The sequence below is a fragment of the Lysobacter stagni genome, assembly GCF_030053425.1.
Taxonomy (GTDB): Bacteria; Pseudomonadota; Gammaproteobacteria; order Xanthomonadales; family Xanthomonadaceae; genus Lysobacter_J; species Lysobacter_J stagni.
The window spans coordinates 1844228-1866518 of the sequence record NZ_JASGBI010000001.1 but is presented as its reverse complement, the minus strand read 5'-3'; the positions used below and the strand labels follow the sequence as shown (position 1 = coordinate 1866518).

Sequence of the window (22291 nt, the reverse complement as noted above, 5' to 3'; positions counted from 1 at the left end):
TCACGCATGTCCGCCACGCCAAGCCCCACCGCCCCCGGTTCCGAGCCGTCGACGTCCACCACGCCCGCTGAAGCCATCGCCAGCGGCAAGCAGGACTTCATCCGGCAGATCGTGCGCGAGGACCTGGCCAGCGGCCGGCACCACGCGATCCGCACGCGCTTCCCGCCCGAGCCCAACGGCTACCTGCACATCGGCCACGCCAAGGCGATCTGCCTGGACTTCGGCATCGCGGCCGAGTTCGGCGGCGACTGCAACCTGCGCCTGGACGACACCAATCCGGTGAAGGAAGACCCCGAGTACGTGCGCGCCATCCAGGACGATGTGCGCTGGCTCGGTTTCGAGTGGCACGACCTGCGCCACGCTTCGGACTACTTCCACGTGCTGTACCTGTCCGCGGAGAAGCTGATCCGCCAGGGCGACGCGTTCGTGTGCGACCTCACCGCCGAACAGGTGCGCGAATACCGCGGCACGCTGACCGAGCCCGGCCGCAACTCGCCCTTCCGCGACCGCAGCGTCGAGGAGAACCTCGACCTGTTCCGCCGCATGCGCGCGGGCGAGTTCCCCGACGGCACGCGCACGCTGCGCGCCAAGATCGACATGGCCAGCGGCAACATGAACCTGCGCGACCCGGCGCTGTACCGCATCAAGCACGTCGAGCACCAGAACACCGGCCGCGAGTGGCCCATCTACCCGATGTACGACTTCGCCCATTCGCTCAGCGATGCGGTGGAGGGCATCACGCACTCGCTGTGCACGCTGGAGTTCGAGGACCACCGCCCGCTGTACGACTGGTGCGTGGACAAGGTGGACCTGGCCAGCTCGCCGGAGCTGATCGCACCGCTGCTGGCCAAGGGCTTCCCGAACGAGGCCAGCAAGCCGCGCCAGATCGAGTTCTCGCGCCTGAACTTCAACTTCCTGGTGATGAGCAAGCGCAAGCTGCTCGCGCTGGTCAACGAGAACCTGGTCGACGGCTGGGACGACCCGCGCATGCCCACGCTGCAGGGCATCCGCCGCCGCGGCTACACGCCGTCCGCGCTGCGCCTGATGGTCGATCGCGTCGGCATCAGCAAGCAGAACTCGCTGCTCGACATCTCCATCCTGGAAGGCGCGCTGCGCGACGACCTCGATGCTGCCGCACAACGCCGCATGGCGGTGATCGACCCGCTGAAGCTGGTGATCACCAACCTGCCGGCCGGCTTTGATGAATCGCTGACGTTCCCGAACCATCCCAAGGACGAGAGCGCCGGCACGCGCACGCTGCCGTTCTCGAACGAGCTGTGGATCGAACGCGAGGACTTCGAGGAAGTGCCGCCCAAGGGCTTCAAGCGCCTCATCCCGGGTGGCGAAGTGCGCCTGCGCGGCGCCGGCATCTTCCGCTGCGACGAAGTGATCAAGGACGGCGACCGCGTGGTGGAAATCCGCGGTGAGCTCGATCCCGAATCGCGTCCCGGCATGGCCGGTGCCGACCGCAAGATCAAGGGCACCATCCACTGGGTCAGCGCGAAGCACGCGGTGAAGGCCGAAGTGCGCCTGTACGACCGCCTCTTCATGGTGCCCGACCCGGACAGCGACGACGACGGCAAGACCTACAAGGATCATCTCAATCCGGAATCGCGCCGCATCGTGACCGGCTTCGTGGAGCCGGCCGCGGCCGCCGCGACGCCGGAGCAGTCGTTCCAGTTCGAACGCATCGGCTATTTCGTGGCCGACCGCTACGACCATCGCGCCGACGCACCGGTGTTCAACCGCAGCGTCACCCTGCGCGACACCTGGGCCGCCAAGCCCTGAGCAAGGAGAACTCCATGCGTCGCTTTCTGACCGCACTGCTGGCCCTGTCGATCTGCCTGCTCGCCGCCTGCGCAGCGGCGCCGGCCGACAGTGCGCCGACCGCCGCACCGGAATCGACGCAGGCCCCCGCGCCCACGCAAGGCGCGACCCGCCCGGCCCGCACCGACGCGCGACCGGCCGCGCGCCCCGGCGGCCGCGACGCGCCCGTCGTGATCGATCGCAGCTGCACCACCGATGCACAGTGCATCGTGAAGAACGTCGGCAACTGCTGCGGTTCGTTGCCGGCGTGCGTGAACGTCGACAGTCCGACCGATCCCGAAGGCGTGCAGCGCGAATGCGCGCGCAGCGGGCGCATGTCGGTGTGTGGCTTCAAGCCCATCGAGGGCTGCCAGTGCGTGCAGGGCCAGTGCAAGGACAAGATCGCCGAAGTGGAGATGGTGCACTGATGCTGTACGCGCAGGTCCATCTCACCCTGCCGGCGTGGGTGCACGAGGCGGTCGACACCGATCGCGCGTACGCGGGCGATGAAGCCAAGGTCGAACTCGCCATCCACCTGTCGCGACTGAACATCGAAGCCGGCAGCGGTGGTCCGTTCGGCGCGGCGGTGTTCGGCCCCGACGACCGCATCATCGCCGTCGGCGTGAACCGCGTGTTGCCGCACAGCTGCTCGCTGGCGCACGCCGAGACGATGACCTACATGCTGGCGCAACAGCGCACGCAGCGCGCGCGACTCAACGAGGACGCGGTCGGCGAACACATCGGGCCGATCACGCTGGCGACCTCGTCGCAGCCGTGCTGCCAATGCTATGGCGCGACGATCTGGGCCGGCATCGACCGGCTGGTCATCGGCGCGCGCAGCGAGGACGTGGAAACGCTGACCGAGTTCGACGAAGGCCCGCTGCCCGCCGACTGGGTCGGCGAGCTGGAGCGCCGTGGCATCGAGGTCGTGCGCGACGTGCATCGCGACGACGCCCGCGCGGTGCTCAAGGTCTACGGCGAATCCGGCGGCGAACGTTACTGACCCCGCGTCGCGATCCCGCGCGCACGCACCTTCCCTCTTGCGAATTCCATGACTCCAGGCGACGCCCTGCTCTGCTACTGCCGCGCCGGCTTCGAGCCCGAGCTCGCCGCCGAACTGGGCGAGCGCGCGGCGGTCGCCGGCCACCCGGGCTACGCACGCACGCAGCGCAACAGCGGCTTCGTCGAGTTCCTCGGCGCCGAAGCCGGCGCGCTGTCGCAGGCGTTGCCGTTCGATTCGCTGATCTTCGCGCGGCAGAAGCTGACCAGGATCTCCGAGTTGCGCGGACTGGATCCGAAGGACCGCATCACGCCGATCCTGCGCGCGCTCGAGACCATTCTGTCCAATGCGTACACGTTCGGCGACGTCTGGGTGGAGCATCCCGATTCCGACGAAGCCAAGCCACTGGCCGGACTCGCGCGCAGTTTCGGCAATGCACTGCGTCCGGCGCTGCGCAAGCGCGGCTGGCTCACGGGTGTCGATGACCCGCGCCGCGCCAGATTGCACGTCGTGTTCCTCGCCGGCGACCACGTGCTGCTCGCGATCGGCGAAGCCGGCGACAGCGCGCCATGGCCGCTGGGCATCCCGCGCCTGCGCATGCATGCCGACGCGCCCAGCCGTTCGGCACTGAAGCTGGAAGAAGCGCTGATGGTGCTGCTGAGCGAGAAGGAACGCGAACAGCTGCTGCGCGAAGGCATGCGTGGCGCCGACCTGGGCGCGTCGCCCGGCGGCTGGAGCTGGGTGCTGACGCGCCAGGGACTGCGCGTGATCTCGGTCGACAACGGCCCCCTGCAGGAAAAGCTGCTCGAGGGCGGACGCGTGGAGCATCTGCGCGAGGACGGCTTCCACTGGCAACCGCGCGCGCCGCTGGACTGGATGGTCTGCGACATGGTCGAGCAGCCACGCCGAGTCGCCGAACGCATGGCCACCTGGCTGCGCGAAGGCTGGTGCCGCCACACCATCTTCAACCTCAAGCTGCCGATGAAGAAGCGCTGGGACGAGACGCGACTTTGCCTGGATCTGTTCGAACGCCAGGCGCAGAAGCCGCTGCAGGTGCGCGCGCGGCAGCTGTATCACGATCGCGAGGAAATCACGGTCTTCGCCACGGTGACGCCGCTCTCACGACGATGAACGATCGCCGTGGCGTTACGCGGAAATTTACCCGCGGTTGACTGTCGCGGGACTAGCGTCGCCTACGCCCTCCCCAACGAGAGCGTGACGATGAACTCAGCCAATTCCCTTCCGTTGCTCACCGCCGCCCTGGCGGTGGCCCTCGGCATCGCAAGCCCCGCCTTCGCACAGCGCACGGCGGCCAATCCGGCGAAGTCCGCGCAGCAGGCGCAATCGGCGGCGCAAACCGCTTCGGACCAGGCCGAAATCGCACGCCAGAGCGCGCAGCGGGCGCGCGACGCCGCCGCGGCCACGCCCGGTGGCTACACCACCGTCCACCAGCATGCCGATGCCGCGCAGAAGGCATCCAACAAGGCGGTCAACGCCGCGTACGACGCGCGTGGCGCGCAGGGCGTAGCGGACGTCGGCGCCAATCCCGCCATGGGCGCGGCCGATGCAAGCGCGGCGGCGTCCGTCGCCGGCAGCGCCAGTGCCGAGGCACAGGCGCAGGCCGATGCCGCGGCCCTGGAAGCCAACCCGCCGCCCGCATCGCCTCCGCCGCGCGCCGCGACCGCGGCCTCCGCCAGCGTGCAACCGCAGGCGACGATCACGTCGAGCCCGCCGAACTCCACGCTCGCCGCGAAGGTCGACTTCAACGCACTCGACCTCGACCGCGACGGCAACCTCACGCGCGCCGAAGCGGCGTCCAACACCACGCTGGCGACGGACTTCAACACGATCGACGCCAATCACGACGGGCACCTCTCGCAGCGCGAGCTTGCCGGCGGTAAATGACCCGAAGCTGCCGGTAACGGCGAATCCCTCCCGCCCGGGAGGGATTCGCTTATCGGTCATCGCAGGCGTTACTGCCCCGCGGCGTGGCGCCAGAACGCGTGCGCCAGTGGGGGCATGCGTCCGGCCAGACCGAGCAACGGCCCGCGCAGCAGCGTGGCCGCGACCGAATCGTTGGAGAACAGCCGGTTGATGCCGTCGAAGGCATAGGCCGACACGGCGTTCGCGCTGCGCTGCTGACGGGCCCAGCGCGACAGGCGTGTGCCTGCACCCGGATCCACGCCGCGACGCTGCGCGTCGGCCATCACGCGACGCAACGTGGCCACATCGCGCAACCCCAGGTTCACGCCCTGCCCCGCCAGCGGATGCACGGCGTGCGCAGCATCACCGATCACGGCCACGCGTCCGGCCACCAGGCGCTGTGCCAGTTGCAGACGCAGCGAGAATGCCGCGCGCTTAGACACGCGCGTCAATGCGCCCAGCGTGCCCGAGAAACCGGATTCGAGTTCGCGCATGAACGAGGTGTCGTCGGCTTGCAGCAGGCGGGCTGCCTCGACTTCCGGCAACGTCCACACGATGGAACTCACGCGCCCGGGCGCTTCACCGTCGTCGGCGAACGGCAGGAACGCGAGCGGCCCTGTGGTGAGGAATCGCTGCCAGCACGTCGACTGGTGCGGGCGTTCGCTTTCCACGAACGCCACCAGCCCTCGTTGTCCGTAATCGTGTCGTGATGTTTCGATGCCGGCCAGTTCGCGCAGCTTCGACTCGGCACCGTCGGCGGCCACGACGAGTTTCGCGCGCAGGGTACGCCCGCTTTCCAGTCGCACCGACGCGCCGGCCTCGTCCTGTTCCAGCCCGACCACGCTGTCCGGACAATGCAGCTGCACGCCAGCGCGCGGCAACGCCGACCACAGGCGATCCACCAGCAGCGCGTGCTCGACAATCCAACCCAGTTCGCGACGACCGAAAGCGTCTGCGTCGAACGAGAGCTCACCACCGCCGGCGGCGTCCCAGACGCGCATCGCGCGGTAGGGCTGCAGGCGCGCGGATGCGATGTCGCGCCACACGCCCAGATCATCGAGCAGCGCGGCGTTGTCCGGCGCGAAGGCATACACGCGCAGGTCGATGCGGTCCGAATCCGTGGGCAGGCGCTGCCAGTGCGGCGGCTCGCGCGCTTCGACGAGCGCGACGTCCATCCCGTCTCGCGCGAAGGCCAGCGCTGCCGCGGCGCCGACCACGCCGGCGCCGACCACGATGACATCCAGCCCACCGCGGCGACTCATGCGCGTGGCTCCCGGCACAGCGCGGGCACGTCGCCGCGATAGCCCATGGCGCCACCGACCAGGTGCGACTGCGCCGACGGCAGACGGTCGATCGCAAACAACCCCAGGCTGCGCAGCGGGCGCAGCAGCGGAGCGTCGTTCGAGGAAAGGCGTGCGAGACCATCGGAGAATCGCACGGTGCGTTCGCGATCGTCGCCACGTCGCTGCGCATACGCCGTCAGCAGCGGCGCGGCGCCGCAATCGGCAAGCGCATCGATCGCCCGCGCGTCGGCGATCAGCTCGGCCAGCGTGAGCGCATCGCGCAAGCCGAGGTTGAAGCCCTGCGCGCCGATCGGGTGGATGGTCTGCGCGGCATTGCCGATGAGCACGGCGCGCGGCGCGGTCAACGCGGCAGCGAGCACACGCACCAGCGGATAGGTGCTGCGCGCGCCACAGGAAAGGAAACGACCGACGCGCCAGCCGAAAGCGTCCTGCGCGCGCGCAAGGAACGCGGCCTCGTCGAGCATCGCTACAGCCTGCTCGTCCTTGCGGGCGACGCAATGGATGAGTCCGAAATGGCGATCGCCCCGAGGCATCAGCGCGGTGGGGCCGTCGTTGCCGAAACGTTCGTATGCGGTGCCATCGGGACCGCGCCCGGCGCGCAGGCGCGTGACGAACGCCGTTTGCTGGTAATCGTGTTCGACGTTGCCGATGCCCAGCGCATCGCGCACCACGCTGCGGGTGCCGTCGGCGGCGACCAGCAGACGGGTGAACAGCCGGCGTTCGCCGCCATCGTCGGCGATCCGCACCGCGCGCAATCCATCGATTTCTTCGCCAAGCCCCATGAACCGGGCCGGCCGATAACGCCGCAACCGTGGCAGCTCCGCCAACCGCGCTTCCAGCGCCTCGCCGAAATCGCGCGCGATCACGATGCGGCCGAACTCGCGGCGGCCGTACTTCGAAGCGTCCAGCAACGTACGGCCGAAATCGCCACGGCGACTGACATGGATGCGTTCGATCGGAGCCGTCGGCGCACGAATCTTCTGCATCACGCCGAGGGCGGTGAGGGCCTTGAGGGTCGCCTCGGCGAAGCTGAGGTTGCGCTCATCGAATACAGCCGGCATCACGCCCGAAGGCGTGGCTTCGATGAGGCCAACCGTCAGATCCAGGCGCTCCAGAGCGATGGCCAGGCTGGCGCCGACCAGGCCGCCGCCGACGATCAGGACGTCGTGGACGCGGTCGTCCCCGGCCGCGGTGGAGGGGGGCAGTGAGGGGTCCGCAACAGGCATTGCGCTATGCTAGCGGTTCCTGAAGGCCGTTACCTTCCCAAGAACTTGCCACGATGAACCGCCCTGCTTCCGACACCATCTTCGCGCCCGGCCCGCTGGTCCTCGCCGGCATGATCGTCATTGCCGCGCTGACGCGCGTGCTGCCGCATCCGCCGAACTTCTCGCCGGTGGAAGCCGTGGCCCTGTTCGGCGGCGCCTACTTCGCGTCGAAGCGCTGGGCGTTCGCCGTGCCGCTGCTGGGCATGCTCCTGTCCGACCTGGCGCTGGCGGCCATCAACGGCGGCCTGTACGCCACCTGGTTCGGCAATGGCGGCATCTGGCTGGTGTACCTGTGCGTCGCGCTCACCACCGCCATGGGCCTGGGCCTGCGCGGCCGCGTGAGTGGCGCGCGCGTGCTGGGCTACTCGCTGATGGGCTCGGTGCTGTTCTTCCTGGTGACCAACTTCGGCGCGTGGCTGTTCCAGCCGGTGCCGACCTATCCGATGACCGCGGGCGGCCTGGCCGCGGCGTACATCGCCGGCATTCCGTTCTTCCAGTGGACGGTGCTGGGCACGCTGTTCTACGCCGCCCTGCTGTTCGGCACGTTCGCGCTGCTGCGCCAGCGCGTGCCGGCGCTGCGCGCGCAGACCGTCTGAAGCACGCGGGCGCGGCAACGCGCCCGCTCCGCCGGGACTTCGCGCTCATGGGCAACCGCCTCTCGAAGATCTACACCCGTACCGGCGACGACGGCACCACCGGTCTGGGCGACGGCAGCCGCGTCGCGAAAGACTCGGCGCGCGTGGCCGCGTACGGCACCGTCGACGAAGCCAATTCCTGCATCGGGCTGGTGCTGGCCAGCACGGTGCCGGACGACGTGCGCACGCTGCTGACGACGGTGCAGCACCAGCTGTTCGATCTCGGCGGAGAGCTGTGCATTCCCGGCCACGCCGCGATCTTCGACAACGACATCGATCGCCTGGAACAGCACCTCGACGCGTTCAACGATCCGCTGCCTGCGCTGAAGGATTTCATCCTGCCGGGCGGTGGCGAAGCGGCCGCGCGCTGCCATATCGCGCGCACCGTGGTGCGACGCGCCGAACGCGAAGCCGTGGCGCTGTCACGCCTTGAAGCGGTGCGCCCGGAAGCGGTGCGCTACCTCAACCGCCTGTCGGATCTGCTGTTCGTGCTGGCCCGCGTGCTGGCGCGCGCCGACGGTCACGGCGAAGTGCTGTGGAACCACGAGCGCCGCAAGGCCTGATGCCCGCGGCGCCGCGCATCCCCACCCTCATGCGCATCTACAGCCATCCGGCCTGCACGCGCCACGATCCCGGCCCCGGCCATGCCGAACGGCCGTTGCGTCTGGTGGCCGTGACCGAAGGCCTGCGCGAGCATTTTTCCGATATCGACTGGGAAGAAGCGCCACGGGCCAGTCGCGGACAACTGCTGCGCGTGCACGACGACGCGCTGCTGGCACTGGTGCTGGACACACCCGTCGACGGCCCCATGGCGCTGGACCCGGATACCGTGCTGGCGCCCGGCTCGTCCGAGGCCGCGTTGCGCGCTGCGGGCGCGGGCGTGGCGGCGGTCGACGCGGTGATGCACGGCGAGATCAAGCGCGCGTTCTGCGCGGTTCGCCCGCCGGGCCACCACGCCACACCATCGGCGGCGATGGGCTTCTGCCTGTTCAACAACATCGCCGTGGCCGCCGCGCATGCCTGCGACAAGCACGGCCTGTCGCGCGTGGCGGTGGTGGACTTCGACGTTCACCACGGCAACGGCACGCAGGCGATCTTCGACACCGATCCGCGCGTGATGTACCTGAGTTCGCACCAGATGCCGCTGTACCCGGACACCGGGTACGCCAACGAACGCGGCGTGGGCAACATCGTCAATGCGCCGCTTCCACCGGACAGCGGCAGCGACGTGTTCCGGCGCGTCTGGCAGGACCAGCTGCTGCCCACGCTGGACTCCTTCCGTCCGCAGCTGCTCTTCATCTCCGCCGGGTTCGATGCGCACAAGCGCGATCCGCTGGCGCAGATCCAGCTGGAAACCGACGACTACGCATGGCTGACGCACCAGCTGATGGCCATCGCGCTGCGCCACGCCAACGGCCGCGTCGTATCGATGCTGGAAGGCGGCTACGACCTGGCCGCGCTGCGCGAATGCAGCGTCGCCCACGTGGCCGCGCTGCGCGAGGGCCTGGACTGAAGGTCCGGCTTCAGCCGGCGGACGCCGCCGGGACGAAATCCAGCGACGCCGAATTGATGCAGTAGCGAAGGCCGGTCGGCGGCGGGCCGTCGGGGAACACGTGCCCCAGGTGGGATTGGCAGCGCGCGCATTTCACCTCGACCCGGCGCATCCCATGGCTTTCGTCGACGTGCTCGGTGACGGCTTCGGGCGAGATGGGCTCCCAGTAACTCGGCCAGCCGCTGCCGGAATCGTACTTGGCCGCCGACGAAAACAGCGGCGCGGCACAGGCCACGCAGGTATACGTGCCGGTTTCCTTGTGGTTCCAGAACCGGCCGGTGAAGGCGCGCTCGGTGGCCGAGCAGCGGCACACGGCGTACTGCTCCGGACTCAATTGATCGCGCCACTGCTCGTCGGTCTTGACCACGCACGCGGGGTCGGAAGGCAACTGGGACATGGCCACTCCTGTCTTGACGCGGAAATGAACAGCGGTAGGCGCAAGATGGTGGTCGCGTTGCCCGCTTGCAAGGGATACGGCAAGCTAGCGACCCGTTTAAGTACGTCGACGATCACGGTCTCCGAGTGCGCAAACCCCTACGACTACTCCCGTTGTCGCTGTGCATCGCGCTGGCCCTGCCGGCGCATGCGGCCGACGGCGACGAGGAGAACTGGGGCCTGTGTCCGATCGTCGATGCCGTGCCCGCCTTCGACGATGCACCCCCGCCCGTCGGCGACATGGCCGCCCGTTCCGGCGAGCCGACCGACATCGCCGGCGGCCAGCTCGAGCGCGCCGGCACCGCCCAGGACATCGTCGTGCAGGACAACGTGCGCCTGAACCGCGGCGACCAGTTCCTGGGCACCGACAAGCTCACCTTCAACGAAGAGACCGGCCGCTACAGCGCGATCGGCAACGTGCGTTACCAGGACGCCGGCATGCGCATCGTCGCCGAACGCGCCGAGGGCAACCAGACCACCGACCAGCACACCATCGAGGACGTGCGGTACCAGCTCACCGGGCGTCGCGGCAGCGGCGGCGCGGACCGCATCGAACTCGATGGCCCGCGCGGGCACATGATCGGGTCCACGTACTCCACCTGCGCGCCGGACCAGCGCGACTGGGAACTGCGCGCCAGCCGCATCGACATCGACACCGAGGGTGGCATGGGCGTCGCGCGCAACGCGACAGTACGCATCGGCCGGGTGCCGGTGCTGTACGTACCGTGGTTCACCTTCCCGGTCGACGACCGTCGCCGCACCGGCCTGCTCTATCCGCAGATCGCCTTCTCCGGCCGCAACGGTTTCGACTACAAGCAGCCGATCTACCTCAACCTCGCGCCCAACTACGACTCCACGCTCTATCCGCGCTACATGAGCGACCGCGGCGGGCTGATCGGGGCGGAGTTCCGCTGGCTGTACCCGCGCGGCAAGGGCGAGGTCTACGGCAACTGGATGCCCAGCGACAAGCTGCCGCGCGATGAGCCCGAACGCTACCTGACGCCGGAAGTCGGCGAGGGCATGTCGAGCCTGCCGGACAAGAACCGCGGGCAGTTCGCGCTCACCACCACCCATGCGATCAACAGCACCTGGTACGCCAACGCGAACCTGGGCTGGGTCAGCGACACGCATTACTTCGAAGACTTCAGCAGCAGCCTGTACGGCATCTCGAACTACTCGATCCGCAGCGATGCCGGCATCTACGGCTTTGGCCGGTACTGGAACGCCGGGCTCATGGCCGACCACTACCAGCTCGCCGACTACACGCTGACCGATGCGAACCTGGCCTTCGACCGGGTGCCGCGCGCCTATGGCCACTGGGGCCAGCCGGTGCATCCGTGGCTGGAAGTCGGCGTGGACGGCGAGGCGGTCCGGTTCGACCACACCGAGTTCCTCGGTGGCAGCCGCCTGGACATCAAGCCTTACATCGCCATGCCGCTGGAAGGCGCCAGCTGGTTCATCCGGCCCAAGCTGGCCTGGCGATACACGGCCTACCAGTTGGACGGCAACGGCACCGAGCGTTCGGAGGAGTTCGTGCGCCGGTTCGGCGGCACCGCGACGCCGGAGCAGTTCGGCGACCGCACCCTGACCCGCAGCCTGCCGATCACCTCGCTCGACGCCGGCCTGTACTTCGACCGCAACACCGAGTTCCGCGGCAGCCCGTACCTGCACACGCTCGAGCCGCGCCTCTATTACCTCAACGTGCCGTACCGGAACCAGGACGATTTCCCGGTCTTCGATACGTCGACGATGACCTTCAGCTGGGGCCAGCTGTTCCGCGACAACCGCTATACCGGCGCGGACCGCCAGACCGACGCGAACCAGCTGACCGCGGCCCTGACCACGCGCTTCATCAGCGAGGAAGACGGCCGCGAGCGCCTGGCCGCCAGCATCGGCCAGATCCAGTACTTCGACGACAGCCGGGTGACGCTGCCGGGCGAGACGCCCATCGAACAGGGCAAGTCGGCGTGGGTCGCCGACGCCAGCGTCATGCCCAACGACCGCTGGACCCTGGGCGCCACCTACATGTGGAACCCGAAGTACCGCGGCGAGGACATGACCAGCCTGCGCGTGCGCTACCTGCTGGGCGACCGCGGCATCGTCAACCTGGGCTACCGCTACCGTCGCAACGCGGCCTTCCGCGAGGGCATCGACCCGCCCAGCAGCCGCGATCTGCTCGAACAGGTCGACTTCTCGTTCCTGTACCCGATCAACCAGACCTGGAGCGTGGTCGGCCGGTACTACTACTCGATTCTCGACAAGCGGGAACTCGAGACCATCGCCGGCGTCCAATGGGAAAGCTGCTGCCTGGCCGCACGCCTGGTGGGCCGCCGATACCTGCGCAATCGCGATGGCGAACTGGACACCCGCATCATGTTCGAATTCGAGCTGAAGGGCCTTGGCTCCGCCGGCCAGAACACGGAGCGCGCGTTACGCCGTGGTATTCTCGGCTACGACCGCGACGACCTCTTTCTCGTGCCGCCCAGCTCCACGGAGCGCCTGAACACCGGCAGCCGAGACGAATCCACCCCCGATCCGACCCTATGAAGAAACTACTCGCGTCCGCCCTTGCCGTCGCGGTGCTCTCCGCCGCCGCCCTGCCCGGCGCGACTGCGCTGGCCCAACAGGCCACCTCCTCCGTCACCCCCATCGACGGCATCGCCGCGGTGGTCGACGAGGACGTGATTCTCAAGACGGAACTGGACCGGGCCGTCAACAACATCCTGGCCCAGTACGCCGGCCGCGAGAACCAGCTGCCGCCTCGCGACGTGCTGGAGCGACAGGTGCTCGAGCGCCTGATCCTGGTGAAGCTGCAGGTCGCCCGCGCCCAGGGCACCGGCGTGCGCGTGACCGACCAGGAGGTCGATCAGGCCATCGGCGGTATCGCCGCGCAGAACAGGGTCACTCCGGAGCAGCTGCGCCAGCAGCTGGCCAACGAGGGAACCTCCTACGCGGATTTCCGCACCTCGATCCGCGATGAACTGCTGATCCAGCGCCTGCGCCAGCGTTTCGCGCAGAGCCGCGTCAGCGTCAGCGAGGCCGAGGTCGACGCCGCCATGAGCGCGCAGGCCAATGCCGGCGTGCAGTACCACCTGGCCCACATCCTGGTGGCCCTGCCCGAGGGCGCCACGCCGGAGCAGATCGCCACGGCACAGCGCAAGATCGAGGGCGTGAAGGGCCTGCTCGACCGCGGCGAGATGGATTTCGCAGCCGCCGCCGTGCGTTATTCGGACAGCCCCAACGCGCTGGAAGGCGGCGACCTGGGCTGGCGCAGCAACGACGAGATCCCGACCGCCTTCGCCTCGATGATGCGTTCGATGACGCCGGGCCAGGTCACCACCCCGATCCGCGGTCCCAGCGGCTTCCAGCTGGTCAAGCTGGTCGAGACGCGCGACGCCTCGCAGGCGGCGCCGACGATGGTCACCGAATACCAGGCGCGCCACATCCTCATCCGCGTCGAAGACCCCGCCGAGGACGCCAAGGCGAAGGCCAAGGCCGAGACGTTGCAGGCCCGCCTGATGGGTGGCGCCGACTTCGCCACGCTGGCGCAGGAGAACTCGCAGGATCAGAGCAGCGCCGCCAAGGGTGGCGAGCTGGGCTGGTTCACCCGCGACCAGTTCGGTCCCGATTTCGGCAGCGCCGTCGCCGGACTGCAGCCCGGCCAGGTGTCCGCGCCCGTACGCACGCCGGCCGGCTACCACCTGGTGAAGCTGGAAGACACGCGCCAGTCGGACATGGGCGACAAGAACCGCCGCGCCCAGGTCCAGGAAACGATCGGCCGTCGCAAGATGGAAGACGAATGGAACCGCTTCCTGCGCGAAATGCGCGGCGAAGCCTTCGTCGACGTGCGCGTCGGCAAGGCGGCTGAAGCCGCTCCTGCCCCGGCCGCCACTCCGGACGGCCCGCCCGCTCCGCCGCCGGGCAGGCCCCACGGCCCGCCTCCGAACCGCCAGGGCGGCTGAGTCCGGACATGACCCCGGTACGGCTCGCGCTGGTGCCGGGGGAACCGGCCGGGATCGGTCCTGAATTGTGCGTGCGGCTGGCCCATCAGCCGCGCGACCACTCGCTGGTCGTTTTCGCGGATCCGCTCCAGTTGCAGCGCGCGGCCGATGCGATCGGCCAGCCGCTGCGTCTTGTCGACGCGGACACGCCAGCGCTCCGACCCGGCGAACTGGCCCTGGTCGAGATCCCCAACGCCGTCGCGCCGCCGTTCGGCCAGCCCGATCCCCGCAACGCCCCTGCCGTGATCCGGGCGCTGCAAGAAGCCGCCCAGGGCTGCCTCGACGGCCGCTTCGACGGCATCGTGACGGGCCCGGTACACAAGGCCGCGATCAACGAGGGCGGCATCGCCTACAGCGGCACCACCGAACTGCTCGCCGAACAGGCCGGCGCCGACGTGGTGATGATGCTGGCCAACGACGTCGTGCGCGTGGCGCTGGTCACCACGCACCTGCCGCTGCGCGCGGTCGCCGATGCGATCACTCCCGACGCCCTGGCGCGCACGCTGCACATCACCCACGAGGCGCTCCGTCGCGACTTCGGGATTCCAGCGCCGGTCATCGCTGTCCTGGGCCTCAACCCGCACGCGGGCGAAGCCGGGCACCTCGGACGCGAAGAACTGGATGTCATCGAGCCCGTGCTGGCCGCGCTGCGGGCGCAGGGCATGACGCTGGTTGGCCCGCTGCCCGCCGATACGGCCTTCCTGCCGGCAAAGCTGCGCGGGTTCGACGCCGTCGTCGCCATGTACCACGACCAGGGCCTGCCGGTGCTGAAGTTCAGCGGCTTCGAGCGCGCGGTGAACCTGACCCTGGGCCTGCCCTATCCGCGTGTCGCGGTCGACCACGGCACCGCCCTCGAACTGGCGGGCAAAGGCACCGCCGACCCGTCCAGCCTGTTCGCGGCCGCCGATACCTGCGCCCGCATCGCCCGCATACGCCGTACCCTGCCCGCATGAGCACGCGCAGCCACACCTTCACCGAACCGGCCAAGAAGCACCTCGGCCAGCACTTCCTGCACGAGCGCGGGATCATCGACAAGATCGTGCAGGCGGTCGATCCGAAACCGGGCGACCGGCTCGTCGAGATCGGCCCGGGACAGGGCGCCATCACCTTCCCGCTGCTCGATCGCCACGGCGAACTCACCGTGATCGAGTTCGACCGCGACCTCATCTTCCCGCTGACCGAAGCCGCACGCGCGCACGGCACGCTGGAGGTGATCCACCGCGACGTGCTCACCGTCGATTTCTCCGCACTGGCCCACAACACCGGTGGCGATGGGCAGATCCGCCTGGTCGGCAACCTGCCCTACAACCTCTCCTCGCCCATCCTGTTCCACGCGCTCGAACATGCAGCGGCGATCCGCGACATGCATTTCATGCTGCAGAAGGAAGTCGTGGACCGCATGGCCGCCGGCCCGGGCAGCAAGGTGTATGGGCGCCTGGGCGTGATGCTGCAGGCGTACTGCCATGTCACGCCGCTGTTCGACGTACCGCCGGGCGCGTTCCGTCCGCCGCCGAAAGTGGACTCGGCCGTCGTGCGGCTGGTGCCGCGCGCACCCGACACCATCGGCATCACGGATCCCACGATGTACTCCGCCGTGGTGCGCGACGCCTTCGGACAGCGCCGCAAGACGCTGCGCAATGCGTTGTCGAACCTGTGCGATGCCGATGCCATCGCCGCCGCGGGCGTCCGTCCGGAAGCGCGGGCCGAACAGATCGAGGTCGCGGACTTCGTCCGGCTGGCCAACTCACTGGCTGCCCGCTGAAACACGGCGTGCGCGGGTCGCACGCGCGATGCCTCCCAACCTCCGCTTCATCCCGCGCATACGCCGCGTTGACCTATACCGCGCCTCACCCCCTACACTGTCTGCATGGAACGCAGTACCGATTACGCCATCGACATCTCCGTGGCGACCCGCTATCTCGACGAGCAGTCCGAGCCGGGCCAGGACCGTTATGTCTTCGCCTACACCATCAGCATCCGCAACAGCGGACGCGTGCCCGCGCGCCTGACGCGCCGCCACTGGTACATCACCGATGGCAACGGCAACGTCCAGGAGGTCGAAGGTGAAGGCGTGGTCGGCGAACAGCCCTGGCTGCGTCCGGGCGACGATTTCGAATACACGTCCGGCGCCGTGCTGGAAACCACGCACGGCATGATGGAAGGCACCTATCGCATGCTTGCCGATGACGGCACGAGCTTCGACGCCCCCATCCCGCCCTTCAGCCTCTCCGTGCCCCGCACGCTGCACTGAGCGCCGACGCATGAGTATCTGGGCCATCGGCGACCTGCAGGGCTGTTACGACGCGACCCAGCGCCTGCTGGAACGCATCGCGTTCGATCCGGCGCGCGACAAGCTCTGGTTCTGCGGCGACCTGGTCAACCGTGGTGGACAGTCGCTGGAAACCCTGCGGCTGGTGCATTCGCTGCGGGAACACAGCGTGGTGGTGCTGGGCAACCACGACCTCTCGCTGCTGGCCATCGGCGAGCGCCGCGAGGAGGAGCAGCGCAAGGTCAATCCGGACCTGCAGCGCATCGTGCTGGCCGAGGATCGCGACGTTCTGCTGGACTGGCTGCGCATGCAGAAGCTGGTGCACGTGGACCGCTCGCTGGGCTGGATGATGGTGCACGCCGCGCTTGCGCCGCAGTGGACCACGCAGATGGCCGAACGCCTCGCGCGGGAAGTGGAAGAACGCCTGCACAGCGACCAGTTCCGCCGCCTGCTCAAGAACATGTACGGCGACAAGCCGGCCTGGCATCCCAAGCTCGCCGGCATGGACCGCCATCGCGCCATCATCAACATCTTCACGCGCCTGCGTTACTGCACGCCGCGCGGCCGCATCTCGTTCGAGGACAAGGGCAGCCCGGGCACGCAGCCTGCTGGCCTGTACCCCTGGTACGAAGTGCCGGGACGCGCCGAGCGGGATCTGAAAATCGTGTGCGGACACTGGTCCACGCTGGGGCTGTTCATCGGCCACGGCGTGCATGCGATCGACACCGGCGCCGTGTGGGGCGGCAAGCTCACCGCACTGCAGCTGGACACCGACGAGCTGCGCCTCGTGCAGGTGCCGGGCCGCGACGTGCCAGCGCAACCGCCGCGTCCGCGCCCGCCGCACCACCCGGACGATCGCCGTCCGCGTCGGCCGCAGCAGAATGGGCAACCGCGCCGCAACCATCGCCCTCACCCGCAGCAGCAACAGACGCAGCCACGCCAGAACGAACCGGCGCGCGACGTGCCGGTCGAAAGCGATCACGACTGATCCGGACGCCTCACGCCAGCGCGCGTGAGGTGGGCTACGCGCTGCGTTCGTAATCCACGAATTCGAACGCGAATGCGTGCTTCGCATCGACGGTGTGCGGCTCGCGCGCGACGATGCGCCACTGCGACGGGTCAAACATCGGGAAGAACGCATCCGCACCGTTCACGTCGGTATCGACATGCGTGAGGTGCAGGTGCGTGGCCCGCGGCAGGCACAGCGCGTAGACCTCGCCGCCGCCGATCACGCACAGCTCCTGCGCACCGTCCGACGCCGCGATGTGCAGCGCCTCGTCCACCGACGCGACGGCCTGCATCCCGTCGAACGGCACCGTGTCCGAGCGCGTCAGCACCAGGTTGCGACGTCCTGGCAGCGCACGACCCAGCGACTGTGCGGTCTTGCGCCCCATCAGCACGGGCTTGCCCAGCGTGAGCGCCTTGAAGCGCTTGAGGTCGTCCGGCAGGCGCCACGGCAGGTCGTTGTCGCGACCGATGGCGAAGTTGCGGTCGAGCGCGGCGATCAACGACAGCTTCATGTCAGCCTTCAACGGCGACCGTCGCGATGGGGCCGCAGGACAACCGCATGTGCTCGATCGCATCCAGCACGCCGCGCTCGATCGGGGCGCCGGCAAGACGCTCGAAGCGGATCGAAACCAGCGCGTCGCCCGATCCCACGAGCCAGTGGGTGATGAGCACGTCCTCGCCGCGGACGCCTTCCGTCAGGTACGCGCGCTGCGACGCGAGCTGCGTCCAGCGCGACGGTTCGCGAATCTCGTAGTTGCCCGCGATGGTGCTCATCGTCGCGAGCTGGCCGAGGCTGTCATCGGTCGTCACAGCCTTGCCGGCATGCGGACTGCAAACCTGATCCAGCACGGCGCGCTCCAGTCCATCCGCACCGTCGCAGTCCAGCGCCCAGACGGTACGCTCGGCATCGCCTGGCTCGCCCTGCACCGCCGTGACCTTCACGCCCTCGGGCAGTTGCATCGTGCCGGCGGCGCCATCAGGCGTCGCCGCGTGGGCCGTCGAAACGAGAACGCCCGCCAGCAGCAGGCACGTACTGAACGCATGTCGTGTCACGAATCCCCCCCCCAGGTCGTTTCACACCGCCACGGGCGCCTTGATGGCGGGCAGCGGGTCGTAGTGCTCGATGGCGATGTCGTCGTAGGTGAAACCGAAGATGTCCTTCACGTCCGGGTTCAGGCGCAACTGCGGCAATGCGCGCGGCGTGCGCGAGAGCTGCTCGCGCGCCTGTTCGAAATGGTTGGAGTACAGGTGCGCATCGCCCAGCGTGTGCACGAAATCGCCCACGCCCAGCCCGCAGACCTGCGCCACCATGTGCGTGAGCAGCGCGTAGCTGGCGATGTTGAACGGCACGCCCAGGAAGATGTCGCCGCTGCGCTGGTAGAGCTGGCAGCTGAGTTTTCCGTCGGCGACGTAGAACTGGAACATCGTGTGGCACGGCATCAGCGCCATGCGCGGAAGGTCGGCCACGTTCCAGGCCGACACGATCAGCCGGCGCGAATCCGGATTGCGCTTGATCTCGTCCACGACCCAGCGGATCTGGTCGATCTCGATGCCATCCGCGCCCGCCCAGCGTCGCCACTGCTTGCCGTAGACCGGGCCAAGTTCGCCGTCGGCGTCGGCCCACTCGTCCCAGATGCTGACCTTGTTGTCCTTCAGGTAGGCGACGTTGGTTTCGCCCTGCAGGAACCACAGAAGTTCGTGCACGATGGAACGCAGATGCAGCTTCTTCGTGGTGACCAGGGGAAACCCCTCGGACAAGTTGAAGCGCATCTGCCAGCCGAACACGCTGCGCGTGCCGGTACCGGTGCGGTCGGCCTTGTCGGTGCCGTGTTCCAGCACGTGGCGCAGCAGGTCGAGGTACTGCTTCATCGCATCACTCCGTCACTTCGTTGCCGCCGGCATCGGCTGCGGCTCCAGCGTGGGCTGGCGGCGCGACCACAGCAGCAGCCAGAACAGTCCCAGTGCGATCAGCGGCAGGCTCAGCACCTGGCCCATCGTCAGCCAACCGAAGGCGAGATAGCCGATCTGCGCATCGGGCACGCGCACGAACTCGACCAGGAAACGGAAGCAGCCGTACAGCAGCGCGAACAGGCCCGAAACCGCATAGCGCGGTCGCGGCTTGCTGGAGAACCACCACAGCAGGAGGAACATCACCAGCCCTTCGAGGAAAGCCTGGTACAGCTGCGAGGGATGCCGCGCGAAGCGGTCCAGCGCGCCCGTCGCGAACTGCGCCTGCAGTTGCGGCAGCGGCACGCCGGCGAATTCGGACTCCGCGCGCGGGAAGATCACGCCCCAGCCGGCCTGCGTGTACTTGCCCCACAACTCGCCGCCGATGTAGTTGCCCAGCCGACCGAATCCCAGCCCCGGCGGCACCAGCGGTGCGAGGAAGTCGACGGTGTCCATCAGGTGCAGTCTGTGGCGGCGCGACCACCACCATGCCGCCGCGACCACGCCGATCAGTCCGCCGTGGAAACTCATGCCGCCTTCCCAGATGCGGAACAGCATGAGCGGGTCCTTCAGCAGATCGCTGAAGGAATAGAAGAAGACATAGCCCAGTCGCCCGCCCAGCACGACGCCGAGCATCGCGTAGAACAGCAGATCGCCATAGGACTGCTCGTTGACGCCCGGCAGGCGCCCGGCGCGCACGCGCTGGCGTCCGAGCCACCAGGCCGTGCCGAATCCGAGCAGGTACATGATCCCGTACCAGTGCACCTGCACCGGTCCCAGGTGAAGTGCGATCGGATCGATCGTGTGCAGGACGGTCATGCGGCAGGACGGCTCCGGGCGGCGTGGATCCTATTGTGCCCGACGGTGGTCGCCATCGCGTTGCCGATCACAGGATGTACGGCAGGTCCGGCAGTTCGTTGGCGTCGTGCTGCCCCTCGGCACGGGGGAAGTGCTCGACCAGGATGGCCGACAGCGCCTCCACGCCCGCCATCACGCCGGCCTCGGCTTCGCCCGCACGCAGACGCTCCTCGATCAACTGGCAGACGCCGCGCCACTGTTCGTCGCTCACGCGCCCGGCGAAGCCGCGGTCGGCGACGATCTCGATGCGGTGGTCGGCCAGCAGCAGGTAGAGCAGCACGCCGTTGTTGGCGTGGGTGTCCCACACGCGCAGGCTGGCGAAAACCTCGTGCGCGCGGTCGCGGGCCAGGGTTCCGTTCAGGACGGCACGCGGATGCAGCGCGGGCTCGACGGCAAAACAGATCTCGCCGGTGTGGCCCTGCTCGCTGCGCGCGATGGCCTGCGTGATGCGCTGCAGGCTCTCGCCCGGGAACAGGCGCTTGGCCGACGGGGGGAACAGGTGCTTGAACAGTCGCATGCCGAGTCCCTTCCCCGTTTACCAGCTGCCGGAGGCACCACCGCCTCCGCTCATGCCACCGCCGCCGCCCCAGCCGCCTCCACCACCACCGCCGAAGCCGCCGCCACCGCCCCAACCTCCACCGCCGCCGCCCCAACCTCCCCAACCGCCGTAGCCGCGATCGCGCGCGTAGCGGCCGGTGGGCATGGACGCCAGGCCCGTGAAGAAACCGATCATCGCGCCGATGCCGCCGACCACCAGCGACGACAGCAACCACGCGATGCCGCCGGCCACCGCGCCACCCAGGAGGCCGCGCATCACCGTGGGCGCACCACGGAAGATGCCGCGCGCGAACTGCGCCGCGACGAAAGCCACGAACAACGCGAAGAGCCAGCTGCTGCCGCCACGACCGCGCTGGGATGTGTGGTCGGCCATCGGTGCGGGCAGCGGCTCGCCGTCGATCAGTTTGACCAGCGCCGCACTGGCATCGGTGATGCCACCGGCAAAGTCGCCGCTGCGGAATTTAGGCACCAGGTATTCCTGGATGACGCGCGCCGAGGTCGCATCCGGAATCGCACCTTCCAGGCCATAGCCCACTTCGATGCGCACGCGCCGGTCGTCCTTGGCGACCACCAGCAGCACGCCGTCGTCCACGCCCTTGCGGCCGATCTTCCACTGCTCGAAGGCGCGCACCCCGTACTCGGCGATGTCTTCCGGCTGAGTGGTCGGCACCATCAGCACCTGCAGCTGGCTGCCCTTGCGCTGCTGCAGCGCCAGCGCCTGCGATTCGAGTTGTTGCTTCGTCGCCGCGTCCAGTGTGCCGGTGGTGTCGACCACCGGCGAGGTCAGCGGAGGGATCGGCGCGAGGTCCTGCGCCTGGGCAAGCGTGCAGGCAAGCAGCAGCATCACGAGCGCGAAGAGACGTCGCCACGCGCCGGGCCTGGCCGTCTTGTCGTGCTCGTCATCCCCGCGAGCGCGGGGATCCAGTGTCGTTGCCATGGCTGCCTTCGAAAGTCGCTGGCTTCCCGCTTTCACGGGAATGACGAGGTCTTGCGATCCCTGCACTTCCGCCTGCGCCCCGGATCAGCCGTTCGACGGCGCCGGCTGCTGTTGCGGCTGTTGCGGCTGTTGCGGCTGTTGTTGCTGCTGCGGCGGCTGCGAAGGCGTGCCGAAATCGACCTTCGGCGCTTCCTGGATCTGCGCTTCGTTCTCGACGGTGAAGTTGGGCCGGGGCTTGTAGCCGAACACCATCGCGGTGAGGTTCACCGGGAACTGGCGGATGTAGGTGTTGTAGTCCTGCACCGCCTTGATGAAGCGCTGGCGCGCCACGGTGATCCGGTTCTCGGTGCCTTCGATCTGCGCCTGCAGCTGCAGGAAGTTCTGGTCGGCCTTGAGCTGCGGGTAGTTCTCGCTGACCACCAGCAACCGGCTGATGGCGCTCTGCAGCTCGCCCTGCGCCTGCTGGAACTGCGCCAGCGACGCCGGATCGTTGGCGTTGACGTTGATGCTGCCCACGCGCGAACGCGCTTCGGTCACCCGGGTCAGCACCTGTTCTTCGTGGCTGGCATAGCCCTTCACGGTCGCGACCAGGTTGGGCACCAGGTCGGCGCGGCGTTTGTAGTTGTTGAGCACTTCCGACCAGGCGGCATTCACCGCCTCGTCCTTCTGCTGGATGGTGTTGTATCCGCAGCCGCTGAGCACGGCGACGAGCATGAGCAGCACCAACGCTTGCACCAGACGGATCATGGGGGAACTCCTTCCGTGTCGTTGGCCGGCATTCCACCATCCGGCC

General features: G+C 68.6%; 24 protein-coding genes. 14 read left to right on the top strand and 10 right to left on the bottom strand.

Features of this window, described 5'->3' with window-relative positions; translation table 11 throughout:
- Positions 1-6 precede the first annotated feature (6 nt).
- From QLQ15_RS08485 to QLQ15_RS08465, 5 genes are all read left to right on the top strand, one after another.
- Positions 7-1788, top strand: coding sequence for a glutamine--tRNA ligase/YqeY domain fusion protein (locus QLQ15_RS08485; RefSeq protein WP_283212379.1), 1782 nt, complete (start codon positions 7-9; stop codon positions 1786-1788).
- A 14-nt stretch (positions 1789-1802) separates the two neighbouring features.
- Positions 1803-2234: a hypothetical protein gene (locus QLQ15_RS08480; RefSeq protein ID WP_283212378.1), complete on the top strand. Its 432-nt coding sequence runs from the start codon at positions 1803-1805 to the stop codon at positions 2232-2234.
- Positions 2234-2809 (top strand): nucleoside deaminase, encoded by a 576-nt coding sequence (locus QLQ15_RS08475; RefSeq protein ID WP_283212377.1) that lies wholly within the window; start codon positions 2234-2236, stop codon positions 2807-2809. Before QLQ15_RS08480 ends, QLQ15_RS08475 begins: the two co-directional genes overlap by 1 nt.
- A gap of 48 nt (positions 2810-2857) precedes the next feature.
- A complete protein-coding gene (gene rlmM / locus QLQ15_RS08470; protein WP_283212376.1) occupies positions 2858-3937 on the top strand; it encodes a 23S rRNA (cytidine(2498)-2'-O)-methyltransferase RlmM in 1080 nt (359 codons plus the stop codon).
- A 90-nt stretch (positions 3938-4027) separates the two neighbouring features.
- Positions 4028-4711 (top strand): EF-hand domain-containing protein, encoded by a 684-nt coding sequence (locus QLQ15_RS08465; RefSeq protein WP_283212375.1) that lies wholly within the window; start codon positions 4028-4030, stop codon positions 4709-4711.
- A 68-nt stretch (positions 4712-4779) separates the two neighbouring features.
- Here QLQ15_RS08465 and QLQ15_RS08460 read toward each other — a convergent pair whose 3' ends face one another.
- Both QLQ15_RS08460 and ubiH read right to left on the bottom strand, forming a co-directional pair.
- Positions 4780-5991, bottom strand: a complete 1212-nt coding sequence (locus tag QLQ15_RS08460) for an FAD-dependent oxidoreductase (RefSeq protein ID WP_283212374.1) — start codon at positions 5989-5991, stop codon at positions 4780-4782.
- Entirely contained in the window at positions 5988-7259 is a 1272-nt protein-coding gene (gene ubiH / locus QLQ15_RS08455) for a 2-octaprenyl-6-methoxyphenyl hydroxylase (protein WP_283212373.1), read from the bottom strand. Before ubiH ends, QLQ15_RS08460 begins: the two co-directional genes overlap by 4 nt.
- Before the next feature lie 53 nt (positions 7260-7312).
- Between ubiH and QLQ15_RS08450 the strand changes: the two genes are divergently transcribed.
- From QLQ15_RS08450 to QLQ15_RS08440, 3 genes are read left to right on the top strand one after another with little or no spacing between them, the layout of a single operon-like run.
- On the top strand, positions 7313-7894 hold the full coding sequence (locus QLQ15_RS08450) for a DUF6580 family putative transport protein (RefSeq protein WP_283212372.1): 582 nt from the start codon (positions 7313-7315) through the stop codon (positions 7892-7894).
- A 47-nt stretch (positions 7895-7941) separates the two neighbouring features.
- Positions 7942-8496, top strand: coding sequence for a cob(I)yrinic acid a,c-diamide adenosyltransferase (locus tag QLQ15_RS08445; protein ID WP_283212371.1), 555 nt, complete (start codon positions 7942-7944; stop codon positions 8494-8496).
- 29 nt (positions 8497-8525) lie between these two features.
- Complete coding sequence (locus QLQ15_RS08440) at positions 8526-9446, top strand: histone deacetylase family protein (protein WP_283213973.1); 921 nt, start codon at positions 8526-8528, stop codon at positions 9444-9446.
- A 10-nt stretch (positions 9447-9456) separates the two neighbouring features.
- Here QLQ15_RS08440 and msrB read toward each other — a convergent pair whose 3' ends face one another.
- A complete protein-coding gene (gene msrB / locus QLQ15_RS08435) occupies positions 9457-9882 on the bottom strand; it encodes a peptide-methionine (R)-S-oxide reductase MsrB (RefSeq protein ID WP_283212370.1) in 426 nt (141 codons plus the stop codon).
- 125 nt (positions 9883-10007) lie between these two features.
- On the opposite strand from msrB, the gene lptD reads away from it, so the two are divergent.
- From lptD to QLQ15_RS08405, 6 genes are all read left to right on the top strand, one after another.
- Positions 10008-12467, top strand: coding sequence for an LPS assembly protein LptD (lptD, locus tag QLQ15_RS08430; protein ID WP_283212369.1), 2460 nt, complete (start codon positions 10008-10010; stop codon positions 12465-12467).
- The gene (locus QLQ15_RS08425; RefSeq protein ID WP_283212368.1) at positions 12464-13882 is read left to right on the top strand and encodes a peptidylprolyl isomerase; all 1419 of its coding nucleotides are present in this window, start codon (positions 12464-12466) and stop codon (positions 13880-13882) included. The genes lptD and QLQ15_RS08425 overlap by 4 nt, the downstream gene beginning before the upstream one ends.
- 8 nt (positions 13883-13890) lie before the next feature.
- Positions 13891-14874: a 4-hydroxythreonine-4-phosphate dehydrogenase PdxA gene (pdxA, locus tag QLQ15_RS08420; RefSeq protein ID WP_283212367.1), complete on the top strand. Its 984-nt coding sequence runs from the start codon at positions 13891-13893 to the stop codon at positions 14872-14874.
- Entirely contained in the window at positions 14871-15683 is an 813-nt protein-coding gene (gene rsmA, locus QLQ15_RS08415) for a 16S rRNA (adenine(1518)-N(6)/adenine(1519)-N(6))-dimethyltransferase RsmA (RefSeq protein WP_283212366.1), read from the top strand. Before pdxA ends, rsmA begins: the two co-directional genes overlap by 4 nt.
- Positions 15684-15788: 105 nt before the next feature.
- Positions 15789-16172, top strand: coding sequence for a Co2+/Mg2+ efflux protein ApaG (apaG, locus tag QLQ15_RS08410; RefSeq protein WP_283212365.1), 384 nt, complete (start codon positions 15789-15791; stop codon positions 16170-16172).
- Positions 16173-16182: 10 nt separating this feature from the next.
- Positions 16183-17178, top strand: coding sequence for a symmetrical bis(5'-nucleosyl)-tetraphosphatase (locus tag QLQ15_RS08405; protein WP_283212364.1), 996 nt, complete (start codon positions 16183-16185; stop codon positions 17176-17178).
- Positions 17179-17212: 34 nt separating this feature from the next.
- On the opposite strand, the gene QLQ15_RS08400 is transcribed toward QLQ15_RS08405, so the two are convergent.
- The 7 genes from QLQ15_RS08400 to QLQ15_RS08370 form a co-directional block, all read right to left on the bottom strand.
- Positions 17213-17710 (bottom strand): dihydrofolate reductase, encoded by a 498-nt coding sequence (locus QLQ15_RS08400; RefSeq protein WP_283212363.1) that lies wholly within the window; start codon positions 17708-17710, stop codon positions 17213-17215.
- A gap of 1 nt (position 17711) precedes the next feature.
- Positions 17712-18158, bottom strand: a complete 447-nt coding sequence (locus QLQ15_RS08395; protein ID WP_283212362.1) for a hypothetical protein — start codon at positions 18156-18158, stop codon at positions 17712-17714.
- A gap of 114 nt (positions 18159-18272) precedes the next feature.
- Positions 18273-19067, bottom strand: coding sequence for a thymidylate synthase (locus tag QLQ15_RS08390; protein ID WP_283212361.1), 795 nt, complete (start codon positions 19065-19067; stop codon positions 18273-18275).
- 12 nt (positions 19068-19079) lie between these two features.
- A complete protein-coding gene (gene lgt / locus QLQ15_RS08385) occupies positions 19080-19964 on the bottom strand; it encodes a prolipoprotein diacylglyceryl transferase (protein ID WP_283212360.1) in 885 nt (294 codons plus the stop codon).
- Between the two features lie 67 nt (positions 19965-20031).
- Complete coding sequence (locus QLQ15_RS08380; protein WP_283212359.1) at positions 20032-20520, bottom strand: TPM domain-containing protein; 489 nt, start codon at positions 20518-20520, stop codon at positions 20032-20034.
- An 18-nt stretch (positions 20521-20538) separates the two neighbouring features.
- Complete coding sequence (locus tag QLQ15_RS08375; RefSeq protein ID WP_283213972.1) at positions 20539-21405, bottom strand: TPM domain-containing protein; 867 nt, start codon at positions 21403-21405, stop codon at positions 20539-20541.
- Between the two features lie 177 nt (positions 21406-21582).
- Positions 21583-22245, bottom strand: a complete 663-nt coding sequence (locus tag QLQ15_RS08370; protein ID WP_283212358.1) for a LemA family protein — start codon at positions 22243-22245, stop codon at positions 21583-21585.
- Positions 22246-22291: the final 46 nt, after the last annotated feature.

Excerpts from the sequence above, each read along its gene's own strand:
- QLQ15_RS08465 (WP_283212375.1), top strand. The coding sequence starts at position 4,028 with ATGAACTCAGCCAATTCCCTTCCGTTGCTCACCGCCGCCCTGGCGGTG.
- lgt (WP_283212360.1), bottom strand. The coding sequence starts at position 19,964 with ATGACCGTCCTGCACACGATCGATCCGATCGCACTTCACCTGGGACCG.
- QLQ15_RS08460 (WP_283212374.1), bottom strand. The coding sequence starts at position 5,991 with ATGAGTCGCCGCGGTGGGCTGGATGTCATCGTGGTCGGCGCCGGCGTG.
- QLQ15_RS08440 (WP_283213973.1), top strand. The coding sequence starts at position 8,526 with ATGCGCATCTACAGCCATCCGGCCTGCACGCGCCACGATCCCGGCCCC.
- QLQ15_RS08450 (WP_283212372.1), top strand. The coding sequence starts at position 7,313 with ATGAACCGCCCTGCTTCCGACACCATCTTCGCGCCCGGCCCGCTGGTC.
- rsmA (WP_283212366.1), top strand. The coding sequence starts at position 14,871 with ATGAGCACGCGCAGCCACACCTTCACCGAACCGGCCAAGAAGCACCTC.
- QLQ15_RS08425 (WP_283212368.1), top strand. The coding sequence starts at position 12,464 with ATGAAGAAACTACTCGCGTCCGCCCTTGCCGTCGCGGTGCTCTCCGCC.
- QLQ15_RS08475 (WP_283212377.1), top strand. The coding sequence starts at position 2,234 with ATGCTGTACGCGCAGGTCCATCTCACCCTGCCGGCGTGGGTGCACGAG.
- QLQ15_RS08375 (WP_283213972.1), bottom strand. The coding sequence starts at position 21,405 with ATGCTGCTGCTTGCCTGCACGCTTGCCCAGGCGCAGGACCTCGCGCCG.
- QLQ15_RS08370 (WP_283212358.1), bottom strand. The coding sequence starts at position 22,245 with ATGATCCGTCTGGTGCAAGCGTTGGTGCTGCTCATGCTCGTCGCCGTG.
- QLQ15_RS08480 (WP_283212378.1), top strand. The coding sequence starts at position 1,803 with ATGCGTCGCTTTCTGACCGCACTGCTGGCCCTGTCGATCTGCCTGCTC.
- apaG (WP_283212365.1), top strand. The coding sequence starts at position 15,789 with ATGGAACGCAGTACCGATTACGCCATCGACATCTCCGTGGCGACCCGC.
- QLQ15_RS08390 (WP_283212361.1), bottom strand. The coding sequence starts at position 19,067 with ATGAAGCAGTACCTCGACCTGCTGCGCCACGTGCTGGAACACGGCACC.
- QLQ15_RS08400 (WP_283212363.1), bottom strand. The coding sequence starts at position 17,710 with ATGAAGCTGTCGTTGATCGCCGCGCTCGACCGCAACTTCGCCATCGGT.
- QLQ15_RS08445 (WP_283212371.1), top strand. The coding sequence starts at position 7,942 with ATGGGCAACCGCCTCTCGAAGATCTACACCCGTACCGGCGACGACGGC.
- QLQ15_RS08405 (WP_283212364.1), top strand. The coding sequence starts at position 16,183 with ATGAGTATCTGGGCCATCGGCGACCTGCAGGGCTGTTACGACGCGACC.
- msrB (WP_283212370.1), bottom strand. The coding sequence starts at position 9,882 with ATGTCCCAGTTGCCTTCCGACCCCGCGTGCGTGGTCAAGACCGACGAG.
- QLQ15_RS08380 (WP_283212359.1), bottom strand. The coding sequence starts at position 20,520 with ATGCGACTGTTCAAGCACCTGTTCCCCCCGTCGGCCAAGCGCCTGTTC.
- rlmM (WP_283212376.1), top strand. The coding sequence starts at position 2,858 with ATGACTCCAGGCGACGCCCTGCTCTGCTACTGCCGCGCCGGCTTCGAG.
- ubiH (WP_283212373.1), bottom strand. The coding sequence starts at position 7,259 with ATGCCTGTTGCGGACCCCTCACTGCCCCCCTCCACCGCGGCCGGGGAC.
- QLQ15_RS08485 (WP_283212379.1), top strand. The coding sequence starts at position 7 with ATGTCCGCCACGCCAAGCCCCACCGCCCCCGGTTCCGAGCCGTCGACG.
- QLQ15_RS08395 (WP_283212362.1), bottom strand. The coding sequence starts at position 18,158 with ATGCAACTGCCCGAGGGCGTGAAGGTCACGGCGGTGCAGGGCGAGCCA.
- pdxA (WP_283212367.1), top strand. The coding sequence starts at position 13,891 with ATGACCCCGGTACGGCTCGCGCTGGTGCCGGGGGAACCGGCCGGGATC.